This is a genomic window from Goekera deserti (assembly GCF_010685995.1).
Taxonomy (GTDB): Bacteria; Actinomycetota; Actinomycetes; order Mycobacteriales; family Geodermatophilaceae; genus Goekera; species Goekera deserti.
Map to the genome: position 1 here is coordinate 1 of NZ_JAAGWK010000028.1, position 26,208 is coordinate 26,208.

24 protein-coding genes and 1 rRNA gene are annotated in these 26,208 nt (G+C 75.6%); 17 read left to right on the forward strand and 8 right to left on the reverse strand.

The window, feature by feature from the left end; genetic code table 11:
• The first annotated feature begins 185 nt into the window (after positions 1-185).
• A 5S ribosomal RNA gene (rrf, locus tag G1H19_RS18510) occupies positions 186-302 on the forward strand.
• 326 nt (positions 303-628) lie between these two features.
• Here rrf and G1H19_RS18515 read toward each other — a convergent pair.
• Complete coding sequence (locus G1H19_RS18515; RefSeq protein WP_193616503.1) at positions 629-940, reverse strand: DUF805 domain-containing protein; 312 nt, start codon at positions 938-940, stop codon at positions 629-631.
• A gap of 238 nt (positions 941-1,178) precedes the next feature.
• Here G1H19_RS18515 and G1H19_RS18520 point away from each other — a divergent pair, with 238 nt between their 5' ends.
• The 15 genes from G1H19_RS18520 (at position 1,179) to alc (ending at position 15,154) form a co-directional block, all read left to right on the forward strand.
• Positions 1,179-2,606 (forward strand): glycosyltransferase family 2 protein, encoded by a 1,428-nt coding sequence (locus G1H19_RS18520; RefSeq protein ID WP_202925885.1) that lies wholly within the window; start codon positions 1,179-1,181, stop codon positions 2,604-2,606.
• A 5-nt stretch (positions 2,607-2,611) separates the two neighbouring features.
• Entirely contained in the window at positions 2,612-3,766 is a 1,155-nt protein-coding gene (locus G1H19_RS18525) for an archaeosortase/exosortase family protein (RefSeq protein WP_162392849.1), read from the forward strand.
• Positions 3,763-4,851 carry an ATP-grasp domain-containing protein gene (locus G1H19_RS23555; protein WP_152729155.1) on the forward strand — a complete coding sequence of 363 codons (1,089 nt, stop codon included), beginning with the start codon at positions 3,763-3,765 and terminating at the stop codon, positions 4,849-4,851. Before G1H19_RS18525 ends, G1H19_RS23555 begins: the two co-directional genes overlap by 4 nt.
• Positions 4,848-5,999 carry a non-hydrolyzing UDP-N-acetylglucosamine 2-epimerase gene (wecB, locus tag G1H19_RS18535; RefSeq protein WP_152729157.1) on the forward strand — a complete coding sequence of 384 codons (1,152 nt, stop codon included), beginning with the start codon at positions 4,848-4,850 and terminating at the stop codon, positions 5,997-5,999. The genes G1H19_RS23555 and wecB overlap by 4 nt, the downstream gene beginning before the upstream one ends.
• Entirely contained in the window at positions 5,996-6,718 is a 723-nt protein-coding gene (locus tag G1H19_RS18540; RefSeq protein WP_162392850.1) for an HAD family hydrolase, read from the forward strand. The genes wecB and G1H19_RS18540 overlap by 4 nt, the downstream gene beginning before the upstream one ends.
• 123 nt (positions 6,719-6,841) lie before the next feature.
• Positions 6,842-7,405, forward strand: a complete 564-nt coding sequence (locus G1H19_RS18545; RefSeq protein WP_152729159.1) for a hypothetical protein — start codon at positions 6,842-6,844, stop codon at positions 7,403-7,405.
• Position 7,406: 1 nt separating this feature from the next.
• The gene (locus tag G1H19_RS18550; protein WP_235928079.1) at positions 7,407-8,204 is read left to right on the forward strand and encodes a PIG-L deacetylase family protein; all 798 of its coding nucleotides are present in this window, start codon (positions 7,407-7,409) and stop codon (positions 8,202-8,204) included.
• Between the two features lie 87 nt (positions 8,205-8,291).
• A complete protein-coding gene (locus tag G1H19_RS18555; protein WP_152729161.1) occupies positions 8,292-8,594 on the forward strand; it encodes an urease subunit gamma in 303 nt (100 codons plus the stop codon).
• Positions 8,595-8,617: 23 nt separating this feature from the next.
• On the forward strand, positions 8,618-8,929 hold the full coding sequence (locus tag G1H19_RS18560) for an urease subunit beta (protein ID WP_456071370.1): 312 nt from the start codon (positions 8,618-8,620) through the stop codon (positions 8,927-8,929).
• A complete protein-coding gene (locus G1H19_RS18565; protein ID WP_152729163.1) occupies positions 8,929-10,650 on the forward strand; it encodes an urease subunit alpha in 1,722 nt (573 codons plus the stop codon). The genes G1H19_RS18560 and G1H19_RS18565 overlap by 1 nt, the downstream gene beginning before the upstream one ends.
• Positions 10,651-10,657: 7 nt before the next feature.
• A complete protein-coding gene (locus G1H19_RS18570) occupies positions 10,658-11,380 on the forward strand; it encodes an urease accessory protein UreF (RefSeq protein WP_162392851.1) in 723 nt (240 codons plus the stop codon).
• Positions 11,370-12,062 carry an urease accessory protein UreG gene (gene ureG / locus G1H19_RS18575; protein ID WP_152729165.1) on the forward strand — a complete coding sequence of 231 codons (693 nt, stop codon included), beginning with the start codon at positions 11,370-11,372 and terminating at the stop codon, positions 12,060-12,062. The genes G1H19_RS18570 and ureG overlap by 11 nt, the downstream gene beginning before the upstream one ends.
• Before the next feature lie 19 nt (positions 12,063-12,081).
• A complete protein-coding gene (locus tag G1H19_RS18580; protein ID WP_162392852.1) occupies positions 12,082-12,819 on the forward strand; it encodes an urease accessory protein UreD in 738 nt (245 codons plus the stop codon).
• Positions 12,816-14,123 (forward strand): allantoinase AllB, encoded by a 1,308-nt coding sequence (gene allB, locus G1H19_RS18585; RefSeq protein WP_162392853.1) that lies wholly within the window; start codon positions 12,816-12,818, stop codon positions 14,121-14,123. The genes G1H19_RS18580 and allB overlap by 4 nt, the downstream gene beginning before the upstream one ends.
• Positions 14,124-14,164: 41 nt before the next feature.
• Complete coding sequence (alc, locus tag G1H19_RS18590; protein ID WP_162392854.1) at positions 14,165-15,154, forward strand: allantoicase; 990 nt, start codon at positions 14,165-14,167, stop codon at positions 15,152-15,154.
• A gap of 16 nt (positions 15,155-15,170) precedes the next feature.
• Here alc and pucD read toward each other — a convergent pair whose 3' ends face one another.
• The 3 genes from pucD to G1H19_RS18605 all read right to left on the reverse strand — a co-directional run bounded on the left by pucD (position 15,171) and on the right by G1H19_RS18605 (position 18,990).
• Complete coding sequence (gene pucD, locus G1H19_RS18595) at positions 15,171-17,513, reverse strand: xanthine dehydrogenase subunit D (RefSeq protein ID WP_162393007.1); 2,343 nt, start codon at positions 17,511-17,513, stop codon at positions 15,171-15,173.
• Between the two features lie 116 nt (positions 17,514-17,629).
• Complete coding sequence (locus G1H19_RS24710) at positions 17,630-18,157, reverse strand: (2Fe-2S)-binding protein (RefSeq protein ID WP_162392855.1); 528 nt, start codon at positions 18,155-18,157, stop codon at positions 17,630-17,632.
• Complete coding sequence (locus G1H19_RS18605; protein WP_152729167.1) at positions 18,154-18,990, reverse strand: FAD binding domain-containing protein; 837 nt, start codon at positions 18,988-18,990, stop codon at positions 18,154-18,156. The genes G1H19_RS24710 and G1H19_RS18605 overlap by 4 nt, the downstream gene beginning before the upstream one ends.
• 118 nt (positions 18,991-19,108) lie before the next feature.
• On the opposite strand from G1H19_RS18605, the gene G1H19_RS18610 reads away from it, so the two are divergent.
• The gene (locus tag G1H19_RS18610; protein WP_152729169.1) at positions 19,109-20,482 is read left to right on the forward strand and encodes an 8-oxoguanine deaminase; all 1,374 of its coding nucleotides are present in this window, start codon (positions 19,109-19,111) and stop codon (positions 20,480-20,482) included.
• Positions 20,483-20,497: 15 nt separating this feature from the next.
• On the opposite strand, the gene G1H19_RS18615 is transcribed toward G1H19_RS18610, so the two are convergent.
• The 4 genes from G1H19_RS18615 to egtD form a co-directional block, all read right to left on the reverse strand.
• The gene (locus G1H19_RS18615; protein ID WP_152729171.1) at positions 20,498-22,126 is read right to left on the reverse strand and encodes an AMP-binding protein; all 1,629 of its coding nucleotides are present in this window, start codon (positions 22,124-22,126) and stop codon (positions 20,498-20,500) included.
• A gap of 58 nt (positions 22,127-22,184) precedes the next feature.
• The gene (locus G1H19_RS18620) at positions 22,185-23,978 is read right to left on the reverse strand and encodes a hypothetical protein (protein WP_152729173.1); all 1,794 of its coding nucleotides are present in this window, start codon (positions 23,976-23,978) and stop codon (positions 22,185-22,187) included.
• 130 nt (positions 23,979-24,108) lie between these two features.
• Positions 24,109-25,236 (reverse strand): ergothioneine biosynthesis PLP-dependent enzyme EgtE, encoded by a 1,128-nt coding sequence (gene egtE, locus G1H19_RS18625; RefSeq protein ID WP_152729175.1) that lies wholly within the window; start codon positions 25,234-25,236, stop codon positions 24,109-24,111.
• The gene (gene egtD / locus G1H19_RS18630; protein ID WP_152729176.1) at positions 25,236-26,204 is read right to left on the reverse strand and encodes an L-histidine N(alpha)-methyltransferase; all 969 of its coding nucleotides are present in this window, start codon (positions 26,202-26,204) and stop codon (positions 25,236-25,238) included. Before egtD ends, egtE begins: the two co-directional genes overlap by 1 nt.
• Between the last annotated feature and the right edge of the window lie 4 nt (positions 26,205-26,208).

Consider the following 26,208-nt stretch of genomic DNA (forward strand, 5'->3'; position numbering starts at 1 on the left):
ACACCACCGACTGTCTTGCAGGTTGTTTCGCGTCCACTGTGCGGTTCTGAAGGTGCGGACACTTTGTGTCCCACCCCTGGTGCCACACCCATGCACCACCCCACCCGTGTTCGGCCCCCTGAGGGCGCGGACCGTGGTGGGGGTGGGGGGTTGGGGTGTGGTGTGGGGGGACATCTTCACAGCGTTACGGCGGTCATGGCGAAAGGGAAACGCCCGGTCTCATTCCGAACCCGGAAGCTAAGCCTTTCAGCGCCGATGGTACTGCCCGGGGGACTGGGTGGGAGAGTAGGACGCCGCCGGACATCTATTCGACAAGGGCCGACACCCACAGGGTGTCGGCCCTTGTCGCATTCCCGCGCACGGCCAGCGACAGCCTGCCCTTCACAACCCGCCGGCGCCTGCCGGGTGCCGGCCCGCTCGGCCGTCCCGACCATGCCGATGGCTCGAGCAGCCGTCAGCCAGCTGGCCTCGGCGCGGATGCTCTCCTGACTCCTGTCGAAGGTCGATCCGCAGGGTGTCGATCTCCATGTCCGTCGGCGATCGAGCTCCGTGCCGCTCAGGAGTCCGCCGGACGACGACGCAGCGTTCTCCCGGCGTGAGCGACGGGGAGGCGTCGTGCCGCACCGCATCAGTGGCCGGGCAGTCCCGGGTTGTACGGCGGCGGCTGCTGGCCGTAGCCCGGCAGGCCTGTGGCGGCCGCATGGCCGCGCAGGTACTCCAGTTCCCGGAGCACGGGCCACTGCTTGAAGGCGAAGAAGCCCAGCATGATCAGGTTGCCGATCGGGACGAAGCCCATGAGCACCCACCAGCCCGAGTAGCCGGCCCTGCGGATGATCCGGACGGAGGCGTAGATGGAGAAGCCGATGACTGCGATGTAGACGAGGACCAGCGCGACGAGCGCGACTGCGTTCGAGGACGACGACGTGTCGACGGAGTTCACGACTCGATCATCCAACCGAGCACCTGTCCTGGCGACACCCGGTGTGATGACCGCCGGGGCGGGAGGCAACCGGCGTCGCCGGTGAGCGCGGAACCGTGCACGCAGTGCCGGGCCTCGAGGTGTCGGGGCCGGACGGAGGCCGCGAACAGGGGTTTCGGCTTCAGGGCGGGAGCCGATGTGCCGATGGAGTCCCGAGGGGACCTCCTCGTGTTCGTGTCGGCTCGAGAGGACCCAGCTCGTGGCTCACGTCGGCAACCGACCCGAGGGGAAGCCGTTCGTCCTGATCGGCTATGGCGTCGCGCTCGCCGGGTCCGTCGCCCTCTGGGGCGCCGACGCCACGTTCGGCGTGGTGGCCGGTGCGCTGAACGTGGTCTTCGCCGTCTACTTCTGCCGACACCTCGCGTTCGCGATCGCGGCCTCGCGCTGGGCGGACGGGGACCTGCACGCCGCCGACGTCGGGTTCGACACCTACACGCCGGCGGTCGCGGTCCTGGTCGGGTGCAAGAACGAGGCGCTCGTCGTCGACGGGATGGTCGCTGCGCTGCTCGAGCTGGACTACCCGGCCGAGCAGTTGACCCTCGTGGTCGTCGACGACGGCTCGGACGACGGGACCGGGGAGCGGCTCGACGTCTGGGCGGCCCGGGAGCCCCGTCTGCGCGTCCTGCACCGGCCGCCGGGCTCGGCGGGTGGCAAGTCCGGTGCGCTCAACGACGCACTGGCGCTCGTCGACGGCGAGATCGTGGTGGTCTTCGACGCCGACCACGAGCCGGAGGCGACGACCATCCGACGCCTGGTCCGGCACTTCCGTGACCCGGCCACCGGTGCGGTCATGGGTCGCTGCGTCATCCGCAACAGCAAGGACTCGCGGATGGCGAACACCGTCTTCCTCGACTACCTGTCCGGCTACCTGGTCAACGAGTACGGCCGCCAGGCGGTCTTCGAGCTGCCGGCGTACGGCGGGGCCAACTGTGCCGTGCGGATGTCGACCCTGCGGGGGCTCGGCGGCTGGAACCCCGAGACGGTCACCGAGGACACCGACCTCACCCTCCGCGTGCTGCTGAGCGGTCAGCGCGTGCGGTACGACGTCACCGCGATCGACTTCGAGGAAGCGGTGATCAGTACCCAGCGGTTCTGGAAGCAGCGCTACCGCTGGGCGCGCGGCCACCAGAAGTGCATGCGGGACTACCTGCTCCCGCTCATGCGCTGCCGGCACCTGACCCTCGTGGAGCGGGCCGAGACAGCGCTGTTCCTCTTCGTCTACCACGTCCCGCTGCTGAGTGGGCTGGGCCTGCTGCTGACCGTGCTCCGGGCATTCGGGATCGGCGACCTGCCGGCGGTGGCGGTGCTGCCGCTGTCCATGCTGCTGTTCATCGGGCCACTCGCCGAGCTGTGCGTCGGACTGCTCATCGGCCGGGTCGAGCGGCGTGCGGCCTGGCAGCTGCTGGGGTTCCTGCCGGCCTTCGCACTGTCGATCTGGATCACCAGCCGCGCCTACGTCGACGGCATGCTGGGTCGCCCGTACAGCTGGGTCAAGACCTCGCGGTCGGGGTCGGTCTCCACGGCCCGCCCGACGCCGCCGGCATCCCAGGACCGGCGAGGAGACGGGACGGGCCGCCCGCGCAGCTTCGCCCACCCCGGTCCGCTGGTCACCCGGGGGGACCGGTGAGGCGGGTGCTGCGCCCCGGTACCGGCTCGCGTCTCGCCTCGGTGGTCGTGGACCTGCTGATCGCCGCCGCGGTCTGCGTGATCGGCTTCCGGTTCCTCGCCCTGCCGCTGCAGACCCTGGAGGCGGCGGCCGTGGCCTGGGTCCTGGGGCTGCTGGCGCCCGGGAAGGCGTCCGGCGTCCTGCCGACGCACGTGCTGCTGTTCCGCGGCGACGGCGAGATCATCGACGCGTTCGTCACCCCGTCCTGCTCGTCGATCCTGTCCGTCCTGGGCCTGTCCGCGCTGACCGCGGTGATCCTCCGCCGGCGGCGCCTGCACGCGGTCGCCGGTCTGCTGACCGCGATCGCGGCGCTGCTGGTGCTCAACCACCTGCGCCTGCTGATGTCAGCGCTGGCCGGCCTGTGGTGGGGCGACGGCGCACTGATCCTCTTCCACGACTGGGTCGGCACGCTGTGGAGTCTCCTGTCCACGCTGCTGGGCTTCCTGCTCCTGGTGTGGGTGACGCTGCCGTCGCTGGAGCGAGCCGAGCAGGACGTCGACGGCCGTCACACCGCACGCCGTCCGGAGAGCTGGGCCCTGCCCGGGATGGGGTACCGGCAGGCCGAGGACGGTGCCCGGGCGCGCGCCGGACGCCGCCGTCAGACCCTCGCCGGGTTCCTGCACCGACGCGTGTACCCGCGCCGCCTGTCGGCGTGGTTGTCCGCGCGCCGCGAGGCAGCCCGCATCGACTACCGCCTGGGGCACCTGTCCGCCGGCGAACGGGCCGAGCGCATCGCGGGCCTGGTCGCCGACGGGATCGGGGCGCACGCCGCCACGCTGGTCGCCGTCGCGTCCCTCGACCGCGACCCGGTGGTGCTCGACCGGCTCGCCGACGCCATCGCCGCGCGCCAGTGGGAACCGGTGACCAACCACCGGGTGGTTGCGCTCCGGCTGTGGGCTCGTGGCTGGCTGATGGCCCGGCCGGCGGTCGAGCAGGAGCGGCGGCCGACCCGCACGAGCCTCGCCGAGACGACGATCCGGGTGCCGCGCATCGCCGTCCCACCGCGGACGCCCCCGCCCCGCAGCCCCCCGCCCCCGCAGCCGGAACGCGGATCCGGCCCCCACCCGATCAGCTTCGCGCGCCCGCCCGCCCCGTCCCCCCACCACGAGGTCCTGCAGTGAACTCCTCCCCGCCCCCGCCCCCGGCCACCGGCCACCGGACACCCTCGCACGGCCTGCACCACCGGCCCGCCGTGCTCGTCACCGGCGCCGGCGGCCCGGCCGGCATCGCCGTCATCCGCCGGCTGATGGCCCTCGGGCACCGGGTCGTCGCCGTGGACGCCGACTCCGCCGCCACCGGTGCGGCACTGGCCACCGCCGGGTTCACCGTGCCCCGGGCCGACCACGTGCGGTTCGTCGACGCGCTGATCGGCGTCGCCGTCGAGCACGACGTCGACGCGCTCATCGGCACCGTCGCCGAGGAGCTCCCCGCCCTGGCGGCCGGTGCCGACCGGCTCCGCGCCGCCGGCGTCGCCACGTGGCTCCCGGAGACGGCGAGCGTCGAGGTGTGCTGCGACAAGGCGGCCTTCGCGAGGGCGATGCGGGGGGCCGACGTGGCCCACCCGGCCACCACCGACACAGCGACCGGCCTGGTCTCGGTGCCCGGGCCGTGGGTGGTCAAGCCGAGAGCGGGCCGGGGCAGCCGCGGGGTGCAGCTGCTGGACAGCCGCGCCGCGGTGGTCGACGCACTGCACCGGGACCCGTCCCTGATCGCCCAGACCCGGCTGACCGGCCGGGAGTTCACCGCCGACACGCTGGTCGCCCGGGACGGCGAGCTGCTGACGGTGGTGCCCCGCTGGCGGGAGGAGACCAAGGCCGGCATCTCGGTCAAGGGCAGCACGTTCGACTCCGTGGCGGTCACCGACGTCGTCGCCGGTGCGCTGGCGGCCGTGCGGCTGACCGGGCCGGCCAACGTGCAGGGCTTCGTCGGCGACGACGGTCGGGCCACCGTGGTGGAGATCAACCCCCGCTTCTCCGGCGGGCTGCCGCTGACGCTCGCAGCCGGTGCGGACGTGGTCAGCGCCCACCTGGCCGGCATCCGGCACCCGGACGCGCCCCTGCCCCACCTGTGGTTCACCCCCGGCGTGCGCATGCGCCGGTACTTCGCCGAGGTCTTCACCGACGCGGACGGTGTTCCGGTGCCGGACCCGAGCGCGGTCCTCGCCGTCGGGTCGACCGACCGCGCCGGCGACGAGGTGCCGGCATGAGCCACAGCCGCCACGTCCTCGTGCCCTTCGGCACGCGACCGGAAGTGGTCAAGCTGGCCCCGGTGGTGGCCGCACTGGTGGCGGCGGGGCACCGCGTCGACGTCGTCGACACCGGTCAGCACACCGACCCCGCGCTGTCCACCCAGCTGCAGCAGTCGCTGGGCCTCGCCCCCACCTGGCGGTTCGTCATGCCCACCGGTGACCCGGCGGCCCGCACCGGCGCCCTGCACGCCGACGCGTCAGCGGCCGTTGCCCGCTTCCGGCCGGACGTCGTCCTGGCGCTGGGCGACACGAACACCGTGCCGGCCTACGCCCTGGCCGCGCGCGGCGCAGGCATCCCCTTCGCCCACCTGGAGGCCGGCCTGCGCAGCCTGAACCCGCGCAGCGTAGAGGAGGTCAACCGTCGGGTCGCGGCCGCCGTGGCCGCCCTGCACCTGGCCCCGACCCACCGTGCCGCCGCGTTCCTGGCCGCCGAGGGCGTCCCGGCCGAGCGGGTGTTCGTGGTGGGCAACCCGGTCATCGACACCCTGGTCGCGCGCGGCGTGCGCCCGGTCCCGCTCGACCGGCGCCGTGGAGTGCTCGTCACGGCGCACCGGCCGACGAACGTCGACGACCCGGTGCGGCTCGAGCGGCTGGTCGAGGTCGTGTGCACGCTCGCCGAGCAGGTCGGCCCGGTGACGTTCCCGGTGCACCCGCGCACCGCGGCGCAGCTGACCCGGACCGGGCTCGGTGCCCGGCTGGAGCACCCGTCCATCGTGCTGACCGGCCCGATCTCGTACGACGCGCTGCTCGCCGCGCTCGCCGGTTCCCGGCTGGCCGTCACCGACTCCGGCGGGATCCAGGAGGAGGCGGCCCACCTCGGCGTCCCCGTCGTCGTGCTGCGCGGCTCCACGCCCCGCTGGGAGGGCGTCGAGGCGGGGACCACCACCCTGGCCGGCCTGGCCGACGCCGGCTCGCCCGGCGCGGTGGTCGCCGCCGCCCTGGCGCACCTCACCCCCCAGGCGCAGGCACACGCAGCGGACGCGCCCTGCCCCTACGGCGACGGGACGACCGCCGCCCAGGTGGCAGCGCTGTTCTCGGCCGAGGCCACCGACGGGCTGCTGGCCATGGAGGAGCCGGACTTCACCGACGGCCGGTTGCCCTGGTGAACGCCACGGCAGCCGACTGGGACGGGCCGCCGCCCCTCGCCGTCGTCGTCGACCTGGACGACACCCTCTACCCGCACGCCGACCACCTGGCCGGCGCCGCCGCCGCCGTCGCGGCTGCCGCGGCGGCGGCCGGGCTCGACGGGGACCGGGTGCACGCCGCCCTGCGCCGCGAGCTCGCCGCGGGCTCCGACACGGGGGGGACGATCGACCGTGCGCTCCTGGCCTCCGGAGTGCCGGCGGGTCGGCTGCCGCAGCTCGTGCCGGGGCTGGTCGCCGCCTTCACGCGCCACGAGCCGGCCGTCCTGGAACCCCATGCCGGGGTGGTCGACGCGCTGGTGGCGCTCGGGCGGGTGGTCCCGGTCGGCTGCCTGACCGACGGGAACCCGGTGATCCAGGCGGCGAAGCTGGCCGCCACCGGGCTGGGTCCCCTCCTGCCGGAGGTGCTGGTCACGGACTCCCTCGGTGGACGTCCGACCCGCAAGCCCGCACCCGACGGGCTGGTCGAGCTCGCCCGACGTCTCGAGGTGCCGGCGCACCGGGTGCTGGTGATCGGGGACCGTCCGGGCAAGGACGTCGCCGTCGCCGCGGCGGTGGGGGCCCGGGCGATCCGGGTCCGGCAGGGTGAGTACGCCGCGGCCCCGGACGTCCCGCGGGCCTGGGCGACGACGGACTCGTTCCCGGCCGCGACCGTGCTGGCCCTGACCGTGATCGACGCCTGACCGTCGTCGACGCCGGACCCCCGATGGGGTGAGGTTCCCACCGCCGACTCCAGGTCGGGACCTGGCGGGCCGATGCACCCCGTGAGGGGCGGGTGGACCGCCCGACGAAGGTGGGGTCTGTCGATGGTGACCAACGTGTTCCCGGACGGTCGGCGGCGCACGCGTGCGCGCCTGGCCAGGCTGGTGGCTGTGCCCGCGGTCGCCGCGGTGGCCGTGCTGGTCACCCCCGGGACGGCCTCGGCCTACGCACCCGACCCGGTCCAGCCGCAGGTGACCTGCATCGTCCCGGTGGCGGACGGCTACTGGACGGCGGTGTTCGGGTACACGAACCGGACCCTCACCGTCCAGCAGGAGCCCATCGGTCCGGACAACGACTTCGATCCCGACAAGTACAACGGCGCACAGCCCACCACCTTCCAGCCGGGCGTCCACCAGGGCGCGATCTCGATCCGCGTGCCGGCCAACGAGCGTCTGGTCAAGTGGGAGATCTACGCCTCGTCGGCGACCGCCTCCCGGGAGACCAGCCCGGCCTGCCCCGCACCGACGCAGATGCCGGCCGAGGGCAACGGCACCGGCGCCGCGATCGGCGTGGTCGCCGCCGGGGCGGTGGGCGGGGTGGTGCTGCTGCGCACCCGGCGCCGGCTGGAGCGCGCGGCCGTGTCCGGCCCGACCCCTGCGGGAGCCTGAGGTGACCTCCCGCTGGCAGCGGACTCGCCCGGGCGACCAGGACAACCTGGCCGACCGGCGGCGTGAGCCCGGCACGGACGGCGCGGGTCGGCCGGGGATCAGCGTGCTGGCGATCGGGTCGCACCCCGACGACATCGAGCTCGGCTGTGGCGGCGCCCTGCTGGCGCACGCCGCCGCCGGTGACCGGGTGACGATGCTGGTGCTGACCGGTGGCGAGAACGGCCCGGACGGCGGTCGTGGTCACGTGCGGCGGGTGGAGCAGGAGCGCGCGGCCGCACTGATGGGTGCCGAGCTGGTGTGGGGCGGGCTGCAGGACTGCCAGGTGGTGCCCGACTCGGCCACCGTCCGCGTGGTCGAGCAGACCCTGCAGGCCGTGCAGGCCGACCTTGTCTACGTACACGCACCCGACGACAGCCACCAGGACCACCGTGCCGTGGCCTCGGCCACGCTGGGTGCCGCGCGCCGGCTGCCGCGGGTCCTGCACTACCAGAGCCCGTCGACCCTGTCGTTCAACCCGACCGTGTTCGTCGACGTGACCGCGCACGTCGGCGGCAAGGTCGCCGCGCTCGCCTGCCATGCCTCGCAGGTGGAGATGTCGGCGATGGTGGAGCCCGACGCGGTCGTGGCTTCGGCCCGGCACTGGGGTGCCCAGGCCCGCATCGGCTACGCCGAGGCGTTCCAGCCGACCCGGATGGTGCTGGACCTCTCGCCGGTGCGCCGCACCCCCGCCGAGACGCCAGCACTGGCCGACCTGCCTGCTGCCTGGGCGCTGGTGCCCGCCTCCCTCGGCGCCCGCTGACCGACGGGGCTGGCCGGGGGCGGCAACAGGACCGTCACACGGGCCGGTTACGGTCCGGGCTCCGCTGACGGTCGGAGGTCGAGGGCGTTGCACCTGTCACCACACGAGCAGGAACGCCTGCTCCTCAGCTACGCCGCCGAGCTCGCCCGGCGGCGGCAGTCGCGCGGTCTGAAGCTGAACCTGCCCGAGGCGACGGCGATCGTGACCGACCACGTGCTGGAGGGCGCGCGGGACGGCGTGCGGGTCACCGAGCTCATGCAGTCCGGGCGCACCGTGCTGAGCCGGGACGACGTGATGGACGGCGTCCCGGAGCTGCTGGAGGAGGTGCAGGTGGAGGCGACCTTCCCGGACGGGACGAAGCTGGTGACCGTCCACCACCCCATCCCGTGAGCGGCGGGCTGGACGGTCGGGACGTGCCCGTGGTGCCGGGCGAGGTGCTGCCCGCGCAGGCCGAGGGCATCGAGACGCTGCCCGGGGTGCCCCGGGTCCGGCTCGAGGTGCACAACGCCGGCGACCGGCCGGTGCAGGTCGGCTCGCACTTCCACTTCGCGCAGGTCAACGCGGCGCTGCGGTTCGACCGTTCGGCCGCGCACGGGCACCGGCTGGACATCGCGGCCGGCACCGCCGTCCGCTTCGAACCGGGCATCGGGCGTTCGGTCGACCTGGTGCCGCTGGGTGGCGCGCGCGTCGTCCCCGGGCTGACCGCCGAGGGAGGGCTGGGCTGATGGTCCGGTTGAGTCGTGAGCGCTACGCCCAGCTGTACGGGCCGACGGTGGGCGACCGGGTGCGCCTGGCCGACACCGACCTGCTGATCGAGGTCACCGAGGACCGCTGCGGCGGCCCGGGGCGGGCCGGCGAGGAGGCCGTGTTCGGCGGCGGCAAGGTGATCCGCGAGTCGATGGGGCAGGGGCGGGCCACCCGCGCCGAGGGTGCTCCCGACCTGGTGATCACCGGTGCCGTGGTGCTCGACCACTGGGGGGTGGTCAAGGCCGACGTCGGCATCCGGGACGGGCGCATCGTGGCCCTGGGCAAGGCCGGCAACCCGGACACGATGGACGGCGTGCACCCCGACCTGGTGATCGGGCCCGGCACCGAGGTGCTGGCCGGCAACGGCAAGGTCCTCACCGCCGGCGGCATCGACTGCCACGTGCACTTCATCTGCCCGCAGATCGTGCCCACCGCGCTCGGCGCCGGGATGACCACGCTGATCGGTGGCGGTACCGGGCCGGCCGAGGGGTCGAAGGCCACCACGATCACCCCGGGCGACTGGTACCTGGCCCGGATGCTCGAGGCGATGGACGGCATGCCGGTCAACGTCGCGCTGCTCGGCAAGGGCAACACCGTGTCGCAGGAGTCGATGGAGGAGCAGCTGCGGGCCGGGGCCAGCGGCTTCAAGCTGCACGAGGACTGGGGGTCCACGCCCGCGGCGATCGACGCGTGCCTCACCGTCGCCGGCCGGCACGGCGTCCCGGTGGCGCTGCACTCGGACACGCTGAACGAGGCCGGGTTCGTCGAGGACACCCTCGCCGCGATCGGTGGCCGGAGCATCCACGCGTACCACACCGAGGGAGCCGGGGGCGGGCACGCGCCCGACATCATCACCGTCGCCGGGCACCCGAACGTACTGCCCAGCAGCACGAACCCGACCCGACCGCACACCGTGAACACCCTCGACGAGCACCTCGACATGCTGATGGTCTGCCACCACCTCGACAGCTCGGTGCCCGAGGACCTCGCCTTCGCCGAGAGCCGGATCCGCCCCACCACGATCGCGGCCGAGGACCTGCTGCACGACCTGGGCGCCATCTCGATGATCGGCTCCGACGCCCAGGCCATGGGCCGGGTCGGTGAGGTGGTGATGCGCACCTGGCAGACGGCGCACGTGATGAAGCGCCGCCGCGGGTCGCTGACCGGCGACGGCGCGGCGGACAACCTGCGGGCCCGCCGGTACGTCGCCAAGTACACGATCTGCCCGGCCGTCGCGCACGGCATCGACGCCGAGGTCGGCTCGGTGGAACCGGGCAAGCTGGCCGACCTGGTGCTCTGGGACCCGGCGCTGTTCGGCGTCCGGCCGCACGTGGTGCTCAAGGGCGGGATGATCGCCTGGGGCCAGATGGGCGACGCGAACGCCTCCATCCCCACCCCGCAGCCGGTGTTCCCGCGGCCGATGTTCGGCGCGTTCGGGCGGGTGCCCGCGCAGACGTCGCTGTACTTCGTGGCGCCGGCCGCGATCGACGCGGGGCTGGCCGACCGGCTGGCGGTGGACCGGCGGCTGGTCGCGGTCACCGACACCACCCGGCTGGGCAAGGCGGACATGCCAGAGAACACGGCGCTGCCGGAGATCCGGGTCGACCCGGACACCTTCACGGTGTCCGTCGACGGCGACGTCTGGGAACCCGAGCCGGTCAGCGAGCTGCCCATGGCCCAGCGCTACTTCCTGTTCTGAGCCGGCCGTGTCGCTCACCGCGCTGCTCGCCCTCGCCGACTCCCGGCTGCCCGCGGGTGGCCACGCGCACTCCGGCGGGGTGGAGCAGGCGATCAGCGCCGGGCTGGTGACCGACCCCGTCTCGCTGGCCGGCTTCCTGCGCCGGCGGGTGGGCACGGCCGGATCGGTCGCGGCCGGGCTCGCGGCGGCTGCCTGCGCCGTGGTGGGCCGTGCCGTGGGGGGCGGGGCCGTTGCGGCGGGTGCTGCCGTGCCGCCGTCGGTGGCGGCCGCCCTGGCCGACCTGGACGCGGAGGCCGACGCCCGGACCCCGTCCCCGGCGCAGCGCGCGGCGTCCCGGCAGCAGGGGCGGGGGCTGCTGCGGGTGGGCCGGCGGGCCTGGCCGCACCCGGCCTGGGACGCGCTGCCCACGCAACCGCACCACGCCGTGGCGCTCGGGGTGGCCGCCGCGGCTGCCGGCGCCCGTCCGGCCGACGCGGCGGCCGCAGCCGCCTACCTGTCGATGAGCGGTCCGGCCACCGCCGCCCAGCGGCTGCTGGCCCTGGACCCGATCACCGTGGCCGCGGTGACCGCCCGGCTGTCGCCGCTGGTCGACGAGGTCGCCGGCGCCGCCGCCCGGGCCGCCGCGGGCCCGTTCGGCGGCCTGGACCTGCTGCCCGCGTCCGCCGACCCGCTGCTCGACCTGCTCGCCGAACTGCACGTCTCCCGGAAGGACCGGTTCTTTGCCTCCTGACCACGACCTGGACGACTACGTCGACCCCTACGACCCCGGGCAGCGCCGCGCCCCGGACGGCGGCCCGGGCGCACTCCGGGTGGGCATCGGCGGGCCGGTCGGCTCCGGCAAGACCGCGCTGGTGGCCGCGCTGTGCCGCACGCTCGGCGAGGAGCTCGACCTCGTCGTGGTCACCAACGACATCTACACCACCGAGGACGCCGACTTCCTGCGGCGCAACGCCGTGCTGCCCGACGACCGGATCGAGGCGGTGCAGACCGGCTGCTGCCCGCACACCGCGATCCGGGACGACATCACCGCCAACCTGGACGCCGTCGAGCTGCTGGAGGCCCGGCACCCCGGCGTCCAGCTGGTGCTGGTGGAGTCCGGCGGGGACAACCTGACCGCGTCGTTCAGCTACGGGCTGGTCGACGTGCAGGTGTTCGTCGTCGACGTCGCCGGTGGGGACAAGGTGCCGCGCAAGGGCGGGCCAGGGGTGACCAGCGCCGATCTGCTGGTGGTCAACAAGACCGACCTGGCGCCGTTCGTCGGCGCCGACCTCGACGTCATGCGCCGGGACTCCGACGCCGTGCGCGGAGAGAAGCCGACGCTGCTGATCTCGCTGCGCGAGGACCCGGCGGCGACCGACGTCGCGGCGTGGGTGCGGGCGCAGGTGCGCTCCCGGGCCCTGCAGTCGGCATGAGCGTGCCCGGTCGGTCACGGTGAGGAGCCTGGTCGAGGTGGTGGCGCGGGCCGGCCCGGGTGGGCGCACCGTGCTGCCGGTGGTGCGCGCCAGCGGCCAGCTGGCCGTGCGGCGCACCGGGCCGGTGACCGTGCACCTGGTGGCCACCGCCTTCGGCCCGCTGGGCGGGGACGACGCCGAGGTGCGGCTGGTGGTCGAGCCGGGCGCGGTGCTGCGGGTGCGCTCGGTGGCGGCGGCGGTCGTGCTGCCCGCGCGGGGCGACTCGCCGCCGTCGGCGCAGCGCGTGCTGGCCGACGTGGACGGCGACCTGGACCTGCAGCTGGAGCCGACCGTCGTGGCGGCGCGCGCCCACCACGTCGCCACGGTGACCGTACGGCTCGGTGCCGGCGGCGAGCTGACGCTGTCCGAGCAGGTGCTGCTGGGCCGCACCGGCGAGCAGCCCGGCCGGTGGACCGGGACCACCCGGGTGCTGCGCGACGGGCGGCCGCTGCTGCACACCACGCTGGACCTCGGCCCGGGTGCGCCCACCTGGGCGCCGCCGATGGCACCCCGGGCGTACGCCTCCACCACGCGGGTCCGGCCGGGACCCGGGGTCGGGACGGCCACCGGCGTGGACGCCGTGCGGCTGCCACTGCCCGGTGGCTGGGTGAGCACGGCCTGGGGTGACGCCCTGGACCGGGTCGCGCGCGCGGACGCCGACCTGCACCCGGGGTCGCGCCCCGCTGCGCAGCCGGTGCTCGCCGGGGTCCCGTCGTGATCGTCCGTGCCCGGCGGGTGGTGCTGCCCGGCGGCGAGCGGGCCGCGGCGGTGCACGTCGCCGACGGCCGGGTCACCGCGGTGACCGGCTTCGACGACGTCACCGGCCCGGTGCACACCCTGGCCGACGACGAGGTGCTGCTGCCCGGGCTGGTCGACAGCCACGTGCACGTCAACGAGCCGGGGCGCACCGAGTGGGAGGGGTTCGTCTCGGCCACCCGCGCCGCGGCGGCCGGCGGCGTCACCACGATCGTGGACATGCCGCTCAACTCCATCCCGCCGACCACCTCGGTCGCCGCGCTGCGGGAGAAGCAGGCCGCGGCGCGGGGCCGGGTGGCGGTCGACGTCGCGTTCTGGGGCGGCGCCGTCCCGGGGAACGTGGACCAGCTGCGCCCGCTGCACGAGGCCGGCGTCGTCGGGTTCAAGTGCTTCCTGCTCGACTCCGGGGTGCCGGAGTTCCCCCCGCTGGACGACCCGGGGCTGCGCGCGGCGCTCGGTGAGCTGGCCGGCTTCGACGGGCTGCTCATCGCGCACGCCGAGGACCCGGACGTGATCGCCGCGGCCCCGGAGCCGGTCGGGGGCAGCTACGCGAGCTTCCTGGCCTCCCGGCCGGGCGCCGCGGAGGAGACGGCGATCGGCGGCCTGGTCGCGGCGGCGCGGGACACCGGCGCCCGGGTGCACGTGGTGCACCTGGCCGACGCCGACGCCCTGCCGCTGCTGCGCGCGGCCCGCGCCGAGGGCGTGCGGGTGACCGTCGAGACCTGCCCGCACTACCTGACCTTCGACGCCGCCGAGGTGCCCGACGGGGACACCGCGTTCAAGTGCTGCCCGCCGATCCGGGAGGCCTCGCACCGGGAGGCGCTGTGGGCGGCGCTCGCCGCGGGCGACGTCGACCTGGTGGTCAGCGACCACTCGCCGTGCACGCCGGACCTCAAGCGCCTCGACGTCGGCGACTTCGGGCTGGCGTGGGGCGGCATCGCCTCGCTGCAGGTGTCGCTGCCGGCGGTGTGGTCCGGGGCGCGGGCGCGGGGACTCGGGCTGGCCCAGGTGGTCGACTGGATGTCCGCCGCGCCGGCGCGGCTGGCCGGGCTGCCGGGCAAGGGCGCCATCGCGGTGGGCCGGGACGCCGACCTCGTGGCGTTCGCGCCGGAGGAGACCTGGACGGTCGGGGAGCTGCACCACCGCAACCCGGTGACGCCCTACGCGGGCCGGCGGCTCACCGGCGTGGTGCGGCGGACCTGGCTCGCCGGCCGGGAGATCGGCGACGTCCCGCTCGGCCGGCTGCTCGGCCGGGGGTCGGTCTGAGTGGCCCGGCCCGGAACAGGGGCTCGTGCCAGAGTGACCCGGTGACCGATGCCCAGCGCCTGCCCGACCTCGCCAGCCGTGCCCTGGGGGGCGCCGTGGTGGCGGCCAACGACGAGCTGTTCGCGGCCCGGGAGAACCTGGTGCTGCCGCACCCGGCCGTGGCGCGGGCCGACTTCGGCCACAAGGGCAAGGAGTACGACGGCTGGGAGACCCGACGGCGGCGCAGCCCGGGGCACGACTGGGCGATCGTGCGGCTGGGCGCGCCCGGGACCGTGGCCGCCGTGGTCATCGACACCGCCTTCTTCACCGGCAACTACCCGCCGCGGGCGTCGGTGGACGGGGTCGCCGTCGAGGGCCACCCGTCGGTCGAGGAGCTGGTCGCGGCCGACTGGCAGCCGCTGCTGCCGCTGGTCGACCTGGCCGGGGACACCGCCAACGCCTTCGCCGTCGCCTCCGACCGCCGGGTGACGCACGTGCGGCTGTCCATCCACCCCGACGGCGGGGTGGCCCGGTTCCGGGTGCACGGCACCGTCGTGCCCGACCCGCGCCTCCTCGACGTCGGCCCGTTCGACCTGGCCGCGCTGGAGAACGGCGGGCAGGTGACCGCCGTCAGCAACGCGTTCTACGGCAGCCCCCACCAGCTGATCGGGCGGGGCGACGCCCGCTCGATGGGCGAGGGCTGGGAGAACGCCCGCCGCCGGGACGACGGCAACGACTGGGTGGAGGTCTCGCTGGCCTGCCAGGGCACCGTCGCGATGGCCGAGCTGGACACGTCGTACTTCCTGGGCAACGCACCGGGCGCCGCGTCGCTGACCGGCCGCACCGCCGACGGCACGGACGTGCAGCTCCTGCCCCGCACCCGGCTGCAGCCGGACACCCGGCACCGCTTCCTGCTCGACGAGCACCCGGGCGTCGTCGCCGTCCGGCTGGACGTCTTCCCCGACGGGGGCATGGCCCGGCTGCGGCTGTGGGGCCGGCCCACAGCGGCGGGCCGGGAGTCGCTGCAGCGCCGGTGGTCCGGCTCGGCCTGACCCGCCCGCCTGCGGCTCAGTGCCCGGCGGCGCCCTCGGACTCCCAGGTGCCGGGCCGGTCGGCCGGCTCCTCGCTGAGAGCGGTGCCACCGGTGGTGGCCGGTGGGCGCGGTGTCGTGCGGGTGACCGTCGGCGGCGTGCCGATGCCCAGCGCGATGTGCTCCGGGCGGATCGGCACCGACGGCAGCGGCAGGCCGGTCGCGTCGCGCACGGCCGCGGCCACCGCGGGCACCGCGGTGCACAGCGGGGGCTCGCCGACGCCCTTCCAGCCGTGCGGCATGCCGGGCTGCGGGTCGGTGACGTACACCGAGACGACCTCGGGGGCGTCCACGATCGTCGGGATCAGGTAGTCCTGGAACTCCGGGTTGGTGATGTGCCCGTCCACCACGACCACCTCCTCCATGACCGCCAGGCCCATGCCCTGCACGATGCCGCCCTCGATCTGGCCGAGCAGCTGGGTCGGGTTCACCACCGTGCCGACGTCCTGGCAGGAGGCGATCTGGACGACGCTGACCAGCCCCAGCTCCACGTCGACGTCGACCACCGCCCGCTGCGCGGAGAACGCGAAGCCGACGTAGACGTCGCCCTGGCCGAGGGCCGTCGTCGGGGGGTGCGCGAAGTGCTCGGTGGCCCGGACGGTGTGCCCGGGCGTGGCTGCGGCCACGTCGACCAGCGGGGTGCCGTCGCAGGTCACCGCGCCGTCCTGGATGGAGAGCAGGCCGGCGTCCAGCCCGCGCTCGCGGGCGACCCGGGCCAGCAGCCGGTCCCGGACGGCGACGCACGCCCGGTGCACCGCCGTCCCGGAGGCCATGGTCTGCCGGGAGGCCGACGTCGATCCGGCCGAGGCGATCAGCGTGTCCGGCTGGGTCACGGTGACGGTGTCGGCGCCCAGCACCGTGCGGGCCACCTGCTCGGCGACGGTGACGAAACCCTGCCCGACCTCGGCGCACGCGCAGTGCACGGTGGCGTGCCCGTCCCGCAGGGACACCGTGGCGGTGGACTCGTCCACGTGGCCCTCGCTGAAGGCCAGGTTCTTCATGGTCACCGCGTAGCCGACGCCGCGGCGCACCGAGCCCGGGCTGCTGGCCCGCCCCACGCCGCCGGGCAGCTTGCCGCCGGCCGGGGGCAGCGGCACCGCGCGCAGACCCTCGATCACCTCGCGGACCGGCGTGGGCTGGGTGAAGCGCTGGCCGAAGGTGGCCGTGTCGCCCCGGCGCAGCGCGTTGCGGAGCCGGATCTCCAGCGGGTCCAGGTCCAGGGCGGCGGCCAGGGCGTCCATCTGCGACTCGTGCGCGAATGCGGCCTGCGGCACGCCGAAGCCGCGCATCGCCCCGCAGGAGGGGTTGTTGGTGCGCACCGACCAGCCCTCGAACCGGCCGTTGTCCACCCGGTAGGGCCCCTGCAGCAGGGTGACGGTGTTGGCGATGACGACCGGGCTGGTCGAGGCGTAGGCGCCGCCGTCCAGCACGACCCGGCCCTCGACGCTGACGACCCGGCCCGACGCGTCGGCGGAGTGCCGCAGCCAGATGGTGCCGGGGTGCCGCTGCCGGTGGGCCAGGAAGGACTCCTCCCGGGTGTACTCCATCTTCACCGGGCGCCCGGTGGCCAGCGCCAGCAGGCAGGCGTGCGTGTGCAGCGTGACGTCCTCCCGGCCGCCGAACGCCCCGCCCACGCCGGCCAGCACGACCTGCACCTTCTCCGGCGGCAGCCCGGTGGCCCAGGCGATCTGCCGCTGGTCGGAGTGCAGCCACTGGGTGGCCACCTCCAGCCGCACCCCGCCGTCGGCGGTCGGCGTCGCCATGCCGGCCTCGGGTGCCAGGAAGGCGGGGTCCTGCATGCCGATCCGGTAGGTGTTCTCCACGGTGACCACGCCGCGGGCCCGTGGGTCGCCGCACTCGTAGGCCAGGTGCCGGTAGACGTTGCCCTCGGCGTGCAGCGGCTCGGCGTCCGCGGCGAGGGTCGGGTCGGTCTGCGCGGGCAGTGGCTCGTACTCGACGACGATCGCGCGGGCCGCCCGGCGGGCGGTGCGCGGGTCGATCGCGGCCACCACCGCGACCGGCTCACCCGCGTAGCGCACCACCCCGTCGGCCAGCACCGGCTCGTCGCGCAGGGTGAGCCCGAAGTGCAGGTCGCCCGGCACGTCGGCGGCGGTGAGGACGGCGTGCACGCCGGGCAGCGCCCGGGCCGCCGCCGTGTCGATGCGCAGCAGCCGCGCGTGCGGGTGCGGCGAGCGCAGCGTGACGCCGTGCAGCATGCCCTCGGCGTGCAGGTCACCGGCGTAGGAGAACTCCCCGCGCACCTTCGCCTGCCCGTCCGGCCGCCGCACGGACGCCCCGACTCCGGCCCTTTCCGCGGAAATGGCCGGACGTCCGGCGGCCGTTTCCGCGGAAGTGGCCGGTCCTGTGGCCCTTTCCGCGGAAGTGGCCGCTCGTTCGGCGGTCGTTTGCGCGGAAGTGGCTGGTTGGGGGACGGGGGTCACGGGGTGGCCTCGCGGCGGGTGCGGGCGGCGGTCTCGACGGCGGCGACGATGCGGCCGTACCCGGTGCAGCGGCACAGGTTGCCGTAGAGCGCGGCCTCGATCTGCTCACGGGTCGGGTCCGGGTCCGTGTCCAGCAGCTCGGTGGCCGCGGTGACGAAGCCGGCGGTGCAGATGCCGCACTGCACGGCGCCCTCGGCGAGGAACGCCTCCTGCACGTCGGACAGCTCGCCGTCCGGCCCGCCGATCGAGGCGATGGTGCGCACGCTGCAGCCGGCCGCGGTGGCGGCGGGCAGCAGGCAGGAGCAGAGCACGTGGCCGTCGTCGTCGGCCCGGTCGGGCTCGAAGGCGACCCGGACGGCGCAGGCGCCGCAGCGGCCGTGCGCGCACCCGGTCTTGGGCCCGCGGACGCCGAGCCGCTCGCGCAGCACCGTCAGCAGGGACTCCGACCAGGGCGCGGTGACCTCGTGCGCGGCGCCGTCGACGGTGAGGGAGAACGTGACGGACTCGTCCGCCTCGCTGCTCACGAGCCGAGCCCCGCGTCGACCTGGGCCCGCACGACCAGCCGGGTGGCCAGCACGCCGAGCGCGTGCCGGCGGTAGGCCGCTGAGGCCACCGTGTCCTCCGGGGGGTCGACGGCGTCGGCGACGGCGGCGCGCAGGTCGTCCGGGCCGGCGCGGCCGTCGAGCAGGGCGGTGGCGACGACGTCCACCGCGTCCGAGCGCAGTGGCACCGGGCCGGCGTTGCCGAAGGCGAGCCGCACCGCGCCGTTCCGGGAGACCACGGCCGCGCTGACGGTGGCCACGTACTGGGCGTTGCGCCGGCCGATCTTGACGTAGTCGCTGAAGCACGGCCGGGTGGGCAGCCGGACGGCGGTGAGCAGCTCTCCCTCGCCCAGCCGGGTCACCCCGGGGGCGGTGGTGAAGCCGTCGAAGGCCACGGTGCGCCGGCCGGTGTCGCTGGTCAGCTCCAGGCGGGCGTCCAGGGCGAGCAGGGCGGGCAGCATGTTCCGGTAGGGCAGCGCGCTGACCACGTTGCCGCCGATCGTCGCCTCGGTGCGCACCAGCGGCGTGCCCAGCGACCGGGCGGCGGCCGCGAGTGCGCCGGCCTCGGCGTCGACCAGGGCAGCGACCGGGGTGCCGGCGCCGACCACGAGCTCGTCGCCGTCCCGGGAGGTGCCGCGCAGCGCGCCCACCCGGCGCAGGGACACGAAGCCCGCCGCGGTGCGGACCCGCCACAGCAGGTCGGGCATCACCTCGGTGCCCCCGGCGACGACCACCGCGTCGGGGCGTTCGGCGAGGGCGGAGAGGGCTTCCCCGACGGTCTCGGGGAGGGCGAAGCGGGGCGCTGCCAGGAGCACACGTCACCTCGGGGTCGCGGGACAGAGCACGCCACGGTAGCCCCGCCGTGTTACGTCCGGGCGCCCCGGCGCGCCCGGCCGGGGCGCCCGCGAGCCGGCGCCGGGCAGGATGGGCGGCATGCTGACCGCTGACCTGCTCGTGCACGACGCCGAGCTCGTGGCCACCGTCGACGCCGCCCGACGGGAGATCGCCGGGGGCTGGGTCGCGGTGACCGGCGGGGTGGTGAGCGCGGTCGGCGGGCCGGGTGACCCGCAGCCGGCGGCCGGCCGGCGCATCGACGCCCGGGGCTGCCTGGTCACGCCGGGCCTGGTGAACACTCACCACCACCTGTACCAGAACCTGACCCGGGCCTACGCGCCCGCGCTGACCGGTGGCCTGTTCGACTGGCTGGTCACCCTCTACCCGCTGTGGGCGCGGCTGGACGAGGAGGCCGCGTACGTCAGCGCCTACGTCGGGCTCACCGAGCTGGCGCTGTCCGGGTGCACCACCTCCACCGACCACCTGTACGTGCACCCGCGCGGCGCCGGTGACCTGATCAGCGCCGAGGTCGCCGCCGCCCGCGAGCTGGGCGTGCGCTTCCACCCCACCCGCGGCTCGATGTCGCTGTCGGTGAAGGACGGCGGGCTGCCGCCGGACTCCGTCGTGCAGGACGACGACGAGATCCTGGCCGACTCCCAGCGCCTGGTGGAGCTGCACCACGACCGCTCGCCGACGGCGATGACCCGCATCGCGCTGGCGCCGTGCTCGCCGTTCAGCGTGTCGACGTCCCTGATGACCCGCACCGCCGAGCTCGCCGGGGCGCTGGACGTGCGGCTGCACACCCACCTGAGCGAGACGCAGGACGAGGACGCGTTCTGCCTGGCCACCTTCGGCCGCCGGCCGGTCGACTACCTGGCCGACGTCGGCTGGATGACCGACCGCACGTGGCTGGCGCACGTGGTGTGGCCGTCTCCGGAGGAGGTCACCCGGCTGGGTGCCGCGCGGGTCGGTGCGGCGCACTGCCCGTCGTCGAACATGGTGCTGGGGTCGGGGCTGTCCCCGGTCGCCGAGCTGCGGGCAGCGGGTGTGCCGGTGGGCCTGGGCGTGGACGGCTCGGCGTCGGCGGACTCGGCGTCGCTGTGGCTGGAGGCCCGCACCGCGATGCTGCAGGGCAAGCTGCGGCACGGCGCAGCGGCCATGTCGGCCCGCGACGCCCTGGAGATCGCCACCGTCGGGGGTGCCGCGTGCCTGGGCCGCAGCGGCGAGATCGGCGAGCTGTCGGTCGGCGCCTGCGGTGACCTCGCCGTGTGGTCGCTGGAGGGGGTCCGGTTCGCCGGGGCGCTGTCCGACCCGGTCGAGGCGTGGCTGCGCTGCGGCCCGGTCGCCGCCCGGGAGACCGTCGTCGGCGGGCGGTGCGTGGTCACCGGCGGTGTGCCGGTGCACCCGGGCCTGGACGAGCAGCTGACCACGCACCGGCGCGTCGCCGCCCGCCTGCAGGCGCGCGGCGACTGACCCCCGGTCGGTGGCTCAGCCCTGCCGGGCGCGCAGCTCCCGGCGCAGGATCTTGCCGCTGGGCGACTTCGGCACAGCATCGGTGAACGTCACCCGGCGCACCCGCTTGTACGGCGAGGTGCGCTCGGCGACGTGGGCCAGCACGTCCTCGGCGGTGAGGTCGCTGCCCGGTGCCCGCACGACGAACGCGTGCGGGATCTCGTCGCCCTGCTCGTCGTACGCACCGACGACGGCGACGTCGGCGACCTCCGGGTGCGCCAGCAGCAGGGCCTCCAGCTCCGCCGGCGCCACCTGGTAGCCCTTGTACTTGATCAGCTCCTTGACCCGGTCCACGACGTGCCACCAGCCGTCGGCGTCGACCGTGCCGACGTCGCCGGTGTGCAGCCAGCCGTCGGCGTCGATGAGGGTGTCGGTCTCCTCCTGCAGGCCGAAGTAGCCGAGCATCCGCTGCGGCCCGCGGATCCAGATCTCCCCGGGCTCGCCCAGGCCGACGTCCCGGCCGTCCTCGGTGGACACCAGGCGGGCCTCGGTGGAGGGGAACAGCTGGCCGATGCTGGCCGGCGGCGCCTCCGCGGCCCGGCCGTCGGGCACCAGGTGCGTGCCCGGCGACAGCTCCGTCATGCCGTACGCCTGGCCGATCTCGCAGCCCAGCCGGGCCGCGGCCGCCGCGGCCAGGGCGCCGTTCAGCGGTGCCGCGGCCGACATCAGGAAGGTGAGCGAGGACAGGTCCCGGCCGTCCACCGCGGGGTGCTTGGCCATCGCGAGCACCACCGGCGGGGCGACGTAGGCGCGGGTGATCCGGTGCTGCTCCAGCACGTCGAGGAACTGGGTGAGGTCGAAGCGGGGCAGCACCACCACGGTGGCGCCGTGCCGCAGCGGCAGGTTCATCAGCACGGTCATGCCGTAGATGTGGAAGAACGGCAGCACGGCGACGATCCGGTCGCCGGGACCGGTGCGGTGCATGGCGTGGATCTGCTCCAGGTTCACCCCGACGCTGGCGTGGGTGAGCATCACGCCCTTGGGCAGGCTCGTCGTCCCGCTGGAGTACGGCAGGACGGCGACGTCGCGGGCGGCGTCGACCGGCACGTCGGGCACCGGGCCGGTCGACTCGAGCAGCTCCTGCACGCTGCGGTGGCCCTCGACGCGGTCCATCGTCCACACCGGGACGGCGCCGGCGCCCGCGGTCGCCACCGGCAGCAGCGCGCCCACGGTGACGATCAGGGTGGACTTCGAGTCGGCGAGCTGACGCTCCACGTCCTCGGCCGTGGCCAGCGCGGACAGCGTGGTGACCGTGGCGCCGGCGCGGCTGGCCGCGTAGTAGACGACCGGGTACAGCACGGTGTTCGGGCTGTGCAGGGCCACGACGTCGCCCGGGCGCACGCCCTCCTCGGCGAAGCCGGCGGCCATCCGGTCGACCATGTGCGCCAGCTGCGCGTAGGTGATCGTCTGGCCGGTCAGGCCGTCGACCAGGGCCGGGTGGTCGCCGCGCGCGGCGGCGCCGTCGAGCACGAGGCGGTGGATCGCCTCGCTCGGCACGGTCACCGGCGGGTACTCGCTGCGGTGCACCCGTGGCGTGGCCGGTGCGCCGGTCCGGGTGGGGGCCGTGGGCGGGCGCTTCGACGTCCGGCCTGGTTCGGTCGGCATGGTGTCGTCCTCTCGGTACGGGGAACTCAGCCGAGAGTGTCCACGAGGCTCCCGGCGCTCAGCACAGCGCGGCCTCCGCCTGCTGCGGGTCGGTGGGGATGCGCAGGCTCGTCCGGGCGGGGGCGCCGAGCACGTTGTCGACGAACCGGGTCCAGGACAGCGGGGCGCTGGTGGCCTCGACCAGCTCGGCTGCGGCGCCGCAGGTCAGCGCGACCCGCGCGGCGGCGACGTCGGCTGCGTCCGGCAGGCCGGGGCCGCTGACGCGGGCGAGCTCGGGGGAGCCGTACCGGGCCAGCAGCCAGGCTGCCGGCAGGCGCTTCTCGTGCCCGGGCCGGCCCGGCGGCGGCGCCTCCAGGTGCGCGGCGACCGGGTCGGTGAGGCCGTAGACGTCGACCACCCGCACCCCGGTGCCGACAGCGACGCCGTAGAAGCCCGCGTTGCCCACCGAGAACACCAGCCCGCCGGACGACGGGGCCAGCCGGCGCAGCGGGGTGTCCACCGTGACCGGCGGCGGCGGCTGGGCGACGACGACGTCGGTGCCGGCCAGCGCCAGCACCCGGTCGGTGTAGGCCAGCACCCCGGTGCCGCCGTGGTCGGCCAGCGTCACCGGGTGCCCGGTGCCCGCCTGCCGCACGTAGTGGCCCCGCTCGTCGGCGATGCCGGTGCCGCTCACCTGCCCGCCGTCGTAGCCCGGGCGCAGCACGGCGACCGAGGCCAGCGCCCAGAGCGCCCCGACGGCCAGCAGCGCGGTGACCGCCCGCAGCCGGTCGCGGGTCAGCGGCACCACGGCCACCGGGCAGAGCAGCAGGAACAGGCTGGGCAGCAGCAGCCGGCCGTGCATGAAGTCCCCGCCGACCCGCACCACGTACAGCGCGTGCGCGACGGCGGCCAGTACCGCGGCCAGCAGCAGCGACACCTCCCGCCGGCGCAGCACGACCCCGCGCGCCAGCACCGCCACCAGCCCGGCGCCGACCAGCAGGGGCAGCCAGAGCAGGTGCGGGCCGACCAGGTCGCCCAGGTACCCGGCCCCGCGACCCCACAGCGCCCGGCCGGACTCCTTGGCCACCGCGGTGTTCGGCACCAGCAGCCCGTAGTACCCGGCCCGGAGCACCTCGACGGCGACCGGCAGCGCCCCCGCGACAGCCAGCGCGGCGACCCGCTGCCACCACCGGCCGGCCCCGCTGAGCACCAGCCACCCCAGCAGGACGACGCCGACCACGGCGAGGTCCGGCCGCACCAGCGGGCCGGTGCCGAGCAGCACGAGCAGCCACCGCTGCCCCAGCACCGACGGCGCCCCGGCCCCGGTCCTGGTCCTGGCCCCGGTCCCGGCCCAGCGCACCAGGCCCCACCAGCAGGCGCCGAGCCAGCCGAACGCCAGCCCGGTCTCCAGCCCGCTGGTGGTGAAGTCCCACACCGGGGGCAGCGCGGCGAAGACCACCATCCCGAGCGGCACGGCCAGCCGGGCCGGGGTGCGGGCCAGCAGCCGGTGCCCGGCCCGGGTGGCCAGCCCCACGCCCGCGGCGGTCAGGGCCAGCCCGAGCAGCACCGAGCTCCACGCGACGGCGTCGCCCGGCACGACGGCCTCGGCGACCGTGAGCACCGCCAGCCACAGCGGGCTGGTCGCCACCTCCACCCGCTCACCGGCGTTGAACACCGGCCCAGCGCCGCCGAGCACGTTGGCCACCACCCGGAAGGTGATGAACGCGTCGTCGGCGGTCCACCGACGAGCCCAGCCGGCGATCAGGACCGCCGCCACCAGGACGGCGGTGAGCAGCCGCTCGGTGCGCCGGCGCCGTCCGGGCCGGGCGGGCTCGGCCGGGGGCAGGGGGCGGAGCTGCACGCTGCTGGACACGGGCCTCCGGTTCGCGGACGCGCGGCACCCGGCGGGCGACGCTGGTGGGCGCCCCGGGCTCCCACGGCAAGGGGCCAGGGCGACGTGTCAGGACGGCGGGTCGGGACGGCGGGTCGGGGTGCGGGTCGGGTCAGAGGGCGGCGGCGAGCGCGTCGAGCTGGTCGAGCGTGGCGTCGACGTGCGGCGACACCCGCAGCACCGGGCCGGTCATCTCCCCGGGCGCGCGTTCCGCCCCCGCCGCGGTGGTCACGATCCCGTGGTCGCCCAGCAGCCGCAACCGGGCCGCGGCGACGTCCACGCCGTCCGGTGGGCGCAGGGTGGTGATCGACGAGGGCTCGTCGGGTGCCTCCACGACCCGCCAGCCACCCCGGCCGTCCAGCACCTCCCGCGCGGTGCGGCCGAGGGCGGCCAGCCGGGCGCGCACCCGGTCCGGGCCCGCGGCCAGGTGCTCCCCGACGGCCAGCACCAGCCCGACCCGGCCGGCCACGTGCCCCTCGTGCGACTCCAGCGCCAGCATCGGTGGCTCCGCCTTGTCCCACGCGGTCAGCGGCGGGTTCAACTGCTGGGCCACTGCGGGGCGCACCGCCAGCACCCCGACCCCGCGCGGCCCGGCCAGCCACTTGCGCGACGTCGAGTAGACGACGTCGGCGCCCACGTCGGTGTCCACGTGGCCCAGGGCCTGCGCGGCGTCGACCACCAGCGGCACCCCGGCGGCCCGGCACACCGCGGCCACCTGGGCGGCCGGCTGCACGGTGCCGCGGTGGCTGCCGACGTGCGTGAGGTGCACGAACGCCGGCGGGCGCCCGGCCAGCAGCCGCTCGACGGCGCCGACGTCGACCCGGCCCGCGCCGTCTACCGGCAGGGACACCGGGTCCAGGCCGGCGGCGCGCAGCAGCATCAGGTTGGGGCCGTACTCGCCGGGCAGGCACGCCACCGTCGACCCAGCGGGCAGCCGCCAGGCGGCGAGCAGGACGGTGAGCGCCGAGGTGGCCGACTCGACGAACGCGACGTCCGCCGCGGCCATGCCGACCAGCCCGCCGATCACCGAGCGGCCCTGCTGCAGCAGCGACCCCGCGGCGGCCTGGGCGACGTAGCCGCCGACCTCGGCCTCGTGCCGGGCGTGCGCGGCGGTGGCCTCCAGCACCCGCTCGGACTGCCGGCTGCAGGCGGCGCTGTCCAGGTGGTCACCGGCCTGCGGTGGACGGGCGGCGGCCCAGGAGTCGGCGAGGTCCTCGAACGGGAGGGGCGGGCCCGGCATCAGCCGGGCACCGACAGCGAGACCCCGAAGTCGCCGGCGGCGTCGGTCCACCAGTGCGTGGTGGTCAGGCCCGCGGCGGCCAGCTCGGCGGTGACGGTCTCCCGGCGGAACTTGGTCGACACCTCGGTGCGCAGCTCCTCCCCGGCCGCGAACGGCACCTCCAGGTCCAGCGCGGCCACGTGCACCACCTGGTCACGGGTCGAGCGCAGCCGCATCTCGATCCACTCCCGCTCGGCGTCCCAGCGGGCCACGTGCTCGAAGGCGTCCGGGTCGAAGTCGGCCTTGAGCTCGCGGTTGACCACACTGAGCACGTTGCGGTTGAACGCGGCGGTCACCCCGGCGGCGTCGTCGTAGGCGCGCACCAGCCGGCCGGGGTCCTTGACCAGGTCGGTGCCCAGCAGCACGGCATCCCCGGGCTGCAGGGTGGCGGCGAGCGCGGCGAGGAAGGCGGCCCGGGGGCCGGGCTCCAGGTTGCCGATCGTGGAGCCGAGGAACGCCACCAACCGCCGCCCGGCGCGCGGCAGCTCGCCCAGGTGCCGGGTGAAGTCACCGACCACCGCCTGCACGACCACCCCGGGGTGCTCCTCGGTGATCGCGGCACCGGCCGCGCGCAGCACCGACGGGTCGACGTCGAAGGGCACGAACCGGCGCAGCGTGCCCGCCTGCGCCAGCGCGGTGAGCAGCAGCCGGGTCTTCTCCGAGGTGCCGCTGCCCAGCTCGACCAGGGTGTCCGCGCCCGAGGCGGCGGCGATCTCGCCGGCGTGGTCGGCCAGCACCTCCCGCTCGGCTCGGGTCGGGTAGTACTCCGGCAGCCGGGTGATCTCGTCGAACAGCTCGCTGCCGCGCTCGTCGTAGAACCAGGTCGGCGGCAGGGTCTTCGGTGTGGTGGTGAGACCGGCGAGCACGTCGGCGCGCAGGGCGGCCTCGGCGTCGTCGGGTCCGAGGTACGAGGTCAGTTCCACGGTCATGCGG